Genomic DNA, 7,048 nt, shown 5'->3' on the forward strand with positions numbered 1-7,048 from the left:
GGCTTACTTACCGATTTTAAAGAACTTCGGCAAACACCTCACGGTGAAGTACCGTCTTTTCATCTCCCGACTGAATAACCAATTAGTCGGATTGGATTTACACCAATTTATAAACATACGCTTCTTGGCGTACTAATGTGAAAGCGTAGAATTTGTAGCTCACGGATTCCCACAGATTGACACGGTAAAAAAAGCCCATAATTTTTGTCGTGGGAAATAATAAATTTTACGTTCCTGATTTCTGTTGGTTCAATCGTATCGCTTGAACTATGGGTTTTGTGTGATCGTCCACGATCAAGATAATCTTTCGGGACAAAAGGCAAAAAACATATGGACTCCATGAAACGTGAAGTCCAACCCAAATTTCAAACCTTCCAGAAATCAAAATTCTGGAAGGTTTTTTCTTTTTTAATTGACCATCCAACACTCAATTATTCCATTTGTAGTGAATTATTTGGAGGTTGGATTGAGTAAAGGTTTTATATTTGCTTGCCTGGGATATTTTTTATGGGGAATTCTGCCGCTTTACTGGAAGATTATTCAGGAAGTTCCTGCCTTTCAGATAATGTGCCACCGCATTGTCTGGTCAGTTGTATTCCTACTTTTAATTCATGCAATCAAAGGAAATTTCAGTTGGCTCAAAAAAGCTTTCCAAAATAAAAAGGTTCTATTAACTTTTCTAACAAGTGCTCTCCTGCTTTCTGCCAACTGGTTCACTTACATCTGGTCGGTAAATAACGGACGCACAATCGAAGCAAGTCTGGGTTATTTTATAAATCCGCTTTTCATGGTAATTTTGGGAGTGATCTTCCTGAAAGAAAGACCTGATAAATGGAGTTGGTTCGCAATCGGATTAGCAGCAGTCGGCATTGTTTACACGATCACAATTTACGGTTCTGTTCCCTGGGTAGCCTTCGTTCTGGTTGGTTCATTTGGAACGTATGGACTTCTTCGCAAAACAGCAGCATTAAATTCTCTGCAAGGCTTAACTTTGGAAACTATCCTGATGTTAATTCCGGCTTTAGTTTTTTTGATATATTTTGAGATCAATGGAACCGGAGCTTTCGGGCATCTTACTTTTGGAAAAAATGTACTTCTGGCAATGGCGGGAATTGCAACTTCTGTACCTTTGCTGTTTTTCGCTTACGGAGCTCGACGTATTCAATACACGACAACCGGCATACTGCAATACATCGCACCAACTTTTCAATTCATCATAGGTTTACTTATTTTTAAAGAAGAATTTACAACCAATCGTTTGATCGGTTTTTCCTTCGTATGGCTGGCATTGATCATTTATACAGTTAATAATGTGAGAAAGAGAAGAAGATCACTCTGAAAAGCCTTCTTACGAAAATTCTTTCAATTAGGACTTTCAGAGTTGGAAAAAGTAAGATAAATCTCGTTGCTTAGCTCCGGCTGTACAACGATATGGGAAACCCTGAAAAGCCTTCTTCCGAAAATTCTTTCAAATAGGACTTTCAGGGTTGAAGATATAAACCTTGAAAGTGCTAACACCTCACCCTGCTGTCGCTCTCCCAAAAAAACGGTGAGGAAACATGAGCCAAGCAGGAAGAAAATTCATAACCTTGAAAAGGTTTCAATCAGAGGAATTCTTTTACTTAACCTTTTAAATGGTTCAATACGAACATATAATGCATAATGCAAGGAAAAACCTTGAAAGTACTAAGCAAGAAGATATTGTGCAAGAAGCCTTTTCAAGGTGGACAACAAGAATGAAATAGAAAAATAGTCTGTGTTCATCTGTGTAAATCCGTGAGCTGAAAATATAATTAGAGTGAATTCGTGTTAATTCGTGGCAAAAAAATAGAGGAGGAAAAATGGAATTCAAACCATCTGGAAAATTAATCACAAAATCCTGGTTGAATTTGATCAGTATCACTTTGCTGATCGTGGTAATTGCCTTTGTTTTGTATCTTTTCCCAGCTTTGGACAGCGAGATTGATTTTGCTGAATTTATTCATTATTTATGGTGGATCACATTTTTATTGATCCTGGCAATGTGGTTGATTTCAGCTCCGATCATGATCCTGTGGATAAAAAATCTCAGCTATTCAATCGAAGATGATCGGATTGTGATTCATAAAGGAATTCTAACCAAGATCAAGCAGAATATTCCATTCAGGATGATCACCGATTTCATGCTGGAACGTTCACTTTATGATCGCTGGCTGGGAATTGGTTCGATCAAAATTCAAACTGCCGGTCAATCACAAAATTCTTCCGGTTATGAAGGAAAGCTTTCCGGTTTGATGGAATGGGATAAAATGCACGAAGAACTAAGAGCGAAGCTGGCGCAAACTGAAAAATCAGTGGAAAAATCAGTTCAGGAACCAAAAGGATCGCTGGCAGAAATTCTAACGGAATTGAAGAAAATCAGCCGCATTCTGGAGGAAAGGAAGAAATAAAAAAAAAGCTCACGGATCAACGCGGATTCGAATTGATAATGCAAGGAGATATGAAACCCTGAAAAGCCTTTTTTCGGAAATTCTTTCAAATAGGACTTTCAGGGTTGAAGATATAAACCTTGAAAGTGCTAAGCACCTCAACCTGCTGTCGCTCTCCCAAAAAACGGTGAGGAAACATGAGCGAAGCAGGAAGAAAATTCATAACCTTGAAAAGGTTTCAATCAGAGGAATTCTTTTACTTGACCTTTTAAATGGTTCAATACGAACATGTAATGTGTAATGCAAGGATAAACCTTGAAAGTGCTAAGCAAGAAGATATTGTGCAAGAAGCCTTTTCAAGGTGGACAACAAGAATGAAATAGAAAAATAGTCTGTGTCCATCTGTGTAAATCCGTGAGCTGAAAATATAATTAGAGTGAATTCGTGTTAATTCGTGGTTAAAATAGAGGAGTAAATAATGCAATTTCGTAAAATGTGTGGAGAAGACATATCAATCCTGGGTTTCGGTGCGATGCGTCTGCCGATTCTGGAAAAAGACACCAAAAAGATCGATGTGGACCAAGCGGAAAAGATGCTGGATTATGCTTTAGAAAAAGGTGTGAATTACATCGATACTGCCTATCCCTATCATGGTGGAGAAAGTGAAAAATTTGTTGGTAATTATCTGAAAAAACGAGGAAACCGCAAGGATATTTTCCTGGCGACCAAATTACCGGCCTGGCATATCAAGGAAGAAGCAGATTTTGATAAATATTTCAACGAGCAATTGGAAAAGCTGCAAACTGATTATTTCGATTTCTACCTTCTGCACGCTCTAAATGATAAATCCTGGAAAAATATCAAAAAGTTGAAAGTTCTGGATTGGTGCGAAAAGAAGAAAAAAGAAGGTAAGATCAAATACATCGGCTTTTCTTTTCACGATGAATTCAAGGTTTTCAAGAAAATCGTGGAAGCCTGGGATAAGTGGGATTTCTGCCAGATAATGTACAATTATATGGATACGAAGTTCCAAGCTGGAGAAAAAGGAATAAAGCTGGCGGTAAAAAACGGTATCGATCTCATCGTGATGGAACCGATCCGAGGTGGCCAACTGGCCAAAGAACCACCCGCAGAGATCAAAAAACTATGGGATAAATTTCCAACCAAACGCTCTTACGCTGATGGTGCTTTGCAATGGATCTGGCATCACAAAGAAATTAATCTCGTCCTGAGCGGAATGACGGAAATGCAGCATGTGAAGGAAAATATAGAAAGTGCCGAAAATGCCAGAGCAGGAATGTTCAGCGGCAAAGAAATGGAACTTTTCAAAAAGATCAGAAGAACCTATCTCAAGCGTTCACCAATTCGCTGTACATCGTGTAAATACTGCGAACCATGCCCGCAGGGTGTTGGTATTTCATCAATTCTTGGTGCTTACATGATGTATCATATTTACGATGATCCAGATCGTCCTAAAATGATTTATAATTACTTTATCAAAGAAGAAAATCGAGCGGACAAATGTATTGCATGCGGTGAATGTGAACCCAAATGTCCACAGAAAGTTCCGATCATAAAATCATTAAAAAAAGCGCATGAGTTGTTGGCATAATTATTGTGAAACCCTGAAAAGCCTTCTTCCGAAAATTCTTTCAATTAGAACTTTCAGGGTTGAAGTAGGTGTGATTCACGAATCACCCGAAGACCAGCTGTGAGACGAGGAATTTAATGAAAAGATTAATTATTTATTTTTTATTGAGCGGAGCGATATGTTTACAAGCGCTTTCGCTCAAAGAAGTTTACGAATCAGCTCCGGCAAATGCCGGATTCGATAGATATCTGGAATTGGAAACCGGGCAGATCTACACTGGCGGTCTGCTGATCGGCAATATTTTCAATCCAATTACCACTGAGTTGGAAGGTGATGAAGGAGCTGATGTAAAGATCGTGGGAAATGGTGCAATTCTCGATCTGCAAGGTGAACAGATCTGTATTTCTTATTGCGACAATATTCTGGAAATTGATAATTGCATCATTATCAATGGCAACATCCGTTATCGTGGAATCAATCTGAGCTATAACTTGATTGAACCTACAGGTTACGTGGAATATTGTACTTTTTACAATACGCACGATTATGGGATTCGCATTTTTGGAGCTGGTGACGGCATTCGAATTGAGCGAAATATTTTTGTTGATGCCATCGAAACAGGTGATGATTTTACTTATCTCAACGGCAATCCTATGGAATGGCTGCCCACCGGTGCAAATGTAGCTATCAGTATTTTTTATACTACCTATGGAGTGCCCGATCTAATTGATAACTGGAGTTTTCATAATGATACTGGAATAAATTCAGATCCCTTAAAGCATTTTGTACAGTTGTGTGAATACGGCTGAACACCTCCGGAACAGGTCAGTTGGGCCTCGACAAGTAATGTTATAGGAACCGATCCACAACTCATCGATCCCGAAAATGGAGATTTTCGCGTAACTCCGGGTTCTCCTGCAGAAAATTACGGCTGTCAGATTTTTCCTAACGAGAAAAATAAATTAGTAAAAGAACTAAATTATAAGAAAGAAATTAAATTTCTAACAAACTTCAGAAATTCCATTGAAGTAAGTGGAGCAATCTCCCAAAATACAATCTGGGATGCAGACACAGTAAAAGTTGTGGGAAATGTGGAAGTTTTAGAAGGTGCAACTCTCACAATTCCTGCTGGAGTAAAAGTGGAATTCCAGGATTTTTACTTTCTTGATATCAAAGGCTCGATCCAGGCCATGGGAGAAGCACAGAATTATATCCGATTCACATCTTCTCAACCCGATCTTTTTGCTGTTGATTATTCAACTGATGGAGCCTGGAATGGAGTAAAATTTCACAACACTTCCTATCAGGATGAACCATCAATCCTGAAATGTTGCATCATTGAGTATTCCAAAAATATTGAAACAAACGGAATTGGAGCTACCGTTTCCTGCTTTGATTTTTCCAACCTTAGAATTGAAAATTGTTTTTTTCAGAATAACGTAGCAGATTACGGAACTATCAGTTTGGAATTCAATTCCAATCCACAGATCATCAATAATATTTTCACCGAAAATTACACATTCATCACCGGCGCACCGATCTACTGCACTTATTCCTATCCTAAGATCATCAGCAACACAATTGTTGCCAATGAAGTTCTGAATGATGATGTATTTTTCAATAAAGGAGTTATTCACACTTTCCAGGCAAAACCGCTAGTAATGAACAATATTATCTGGGATAATTCCGGCTATTTTCTGGAAGATAATCCGCTCTTATTCTGCAAATATTTCTACACGGAATTCAATGATATAAACTTCGATCACGCAGGAGCAGGTAACCTCAATTCCAATCCTCTTTTTGATCCTGTTTATCCGTTTTCTCTTACTTCAAATTCACCCTGTATCGATGCCGGAACCAACGAAATCCCCTTCGATATTCAACTTCCCGAATTCGACTTTCTGGGAAATGAAAGATTAGCCGGAAATCAAATCGACATGGGAGCTTTGGAATGGCAAAATACCGGTTACTCAAATAACCAATTACCAATGACTAATGACCAGTTAACCAATTACCCGAATCCTTTCAATCCTTCAACAACGATCTCATTTAACGTAACGCAAACGTCCCCGTTTGCGACAATCGAAATTTACAATCTGAAAGGCCAGAAAGTGAAAAATCTCACAGTCTCTCCTTCCCAAAGTCTCAACGTCTCAGTCGTCTGGGATGGAACTGACCAGAACGGCAATCCCGTTTCCAGCGGAATTTATCTTGCCAAAGTAAAATTAGCAAATCAGACTCTAACTAGAAAAATGATGTTGATCAAATAGGGGTACACGAATCAACCAAAATAGAGCAACCTGTAATTCTCTCGAAAGTAAGCAAGTTGCTTTTGCTTGAATAAAAAAAGGGAGAGAAATCATGAAATTTCGCTACGACACATATTGCGGACTCTACTGCGGAGCCTGCGAACTTTTGAATGCTTTCAAAGATGGCAGACAGGAAGAACAAGCCAAAATCTGGAAAGTGGATGCCGAAGATATTCGCTGCTACGGATGTAAAAGCGGCGATCTTTCCAGTTGGTGCAACGAATGTGAATTCAAGGATTGTGCCATCAGTAAAAACCTGGAATTCTGTTTTGAATGCGATGATTATCCCTGCCAGATGCTGAAAGATTTTCAGGCAGATAATGCCGTACATCATTCTTCTGTCTTTCGCGGTTTAGATCGGATCAAAGAAATCGGTATTGAAAAGTGGTTGACGGAGCAAGCCGAAAGATGGAGATGTGAAAGATGTGGTACGCCAAGTACCTGGTATAGAGAAAAATGTGAAAAATGTGGAACAGAATTGGTAAATTGCATCAAAGAAGAAGAGAACTTGTAGGGGCAATTCACGAATTGCCCAAAAGTATATCGACCTGCCAGGTTGATAAATAAATAAATAAGCTAGCATGCAAGCTAACAGCAAGTAGGTAGTGTAACACGTTTTATGAAAAGTTATGAAACATTTTCATAAATCGAGAATCAAAAAACATAAGTGAAAAATAGTGTCAAATCGTGGATAAGTCTGAAATTTACCTAAAGTGCACACTATCCACACCACGACTATC

General features: G+C 38.7%; 6 protein-coding genes. All 6 read left to right on the forward strand.

Annotated elements, in window-relative coordinates:
* Positions 1-466 precede the first annotated feature (466 nt).
* On the forward strand, positions 467-1,339 hold the full coding sequence (gene rarD, locus K9N40_12635) for an EamA family transporter RarD (GenBank protein ID MCF7815313.1): 873 nt from the start codon (positions 467-469) through the stop codon (positions 1,337-1,339).
* Positions 1,340-1,841: 502 nt separating this feature from the next.
* Complete coding sequence (locus tag K9N40_12640) at positions 1,842-2,429, forward strand: PH domain-containing protein (protein MCF7815314.1); 588 nt, start codon at positions 1,842-1,844, stop codon at positions 2,427-2,429.
* Between the two features lie 457 nt (positions 2,430-2,886).
* A complete protein-coding gene (locus K9N40_12645; GenBank protein ID MCF7815315.1) occupies positions 2,887-4,020 on the forward strand; it encodes an aldo/keto reductase in 1,134 nt (377 codons plus the stop codon).
* A 116-nt stretch (positions 4,021-4,136) separates the two neighbouring features.
* Complete coding sequence (locus K9N40_12650) at positions 4,137-4,808, forward strand: right-handed parallel beta-helix repeat-containing protein (GenBank protein ID MCF7815316.1); 672 nt, start codon at positions 4,137-4,139, stop codon at positions 4,806-4,808.
* A gap of 282 nt (positions 4,809-5,090) precedes the next feature.
* Positions 5,091-6,269, forward strand: coding sequence for a T9SS type A sorting domain-containing protein (locus tag K9N40_12655; protein ID MCF7815317.1), 1,179 nt, complete (start codon positions 5,091-5,093; stop codon positions 6,267-6,269).
* Between the two features lie 91 nt (positions 6,270-6,360).
* Positions 6,361-6,822 carry a DUF3795 domain-containing protein gene (locus K9N40_12660; GenBank protein ID MCF7815318.1) on the forward strand — a complete coding sequence of 154 codons (462 nt, stop codon included), beginning with the start codon at positions 6,361-6,363 and terminating at the stop codon, positions 6,820-6,822.
* The last annotated feature ends 226 nt before the right edge of the window (positions 6,823-7,048 follow it).

The organism is Candidatus Cloacimonadota bacterium (assembly GCA_021734245.1).
Taxonomy (GTDB): domain Bacteria; phylum Cloacimonadota; class Cloacimonadia; order Cloacimonadales; family TCS61; genus B137-G9.

Bases quoted from the DNA above. Each gene is read 5' to 3' on its own strand.
- K9N40_12640 (MCF7815314.1), top strand. From the start codon at position 1,842: ATGGAATTCAAACCATCTGGAAAATTAATCACAAAATCCTGGTTGAAT.
- K9N40_12645 (MCF7815315.1), top strand. From the start codon at position 2,887: ATGCAATTTCGTAAAATGTGTGGAGAAGACATATCAATCCTGGGTTTC.
- K9N40_12650 (MCF7815316.1), top strand. From the start codon at position 4,137: ATGAAAAGATTAATTATTTATTTTTTATTGAGCGGAGCGATATGTTTA.
- K9N40_12660 (MCF7815318.1), top strand. From the start codon at position 6,361: ATGAAATTTCGCTACGACACATATTGCGGACTCTACTGCGGAGCCTGC.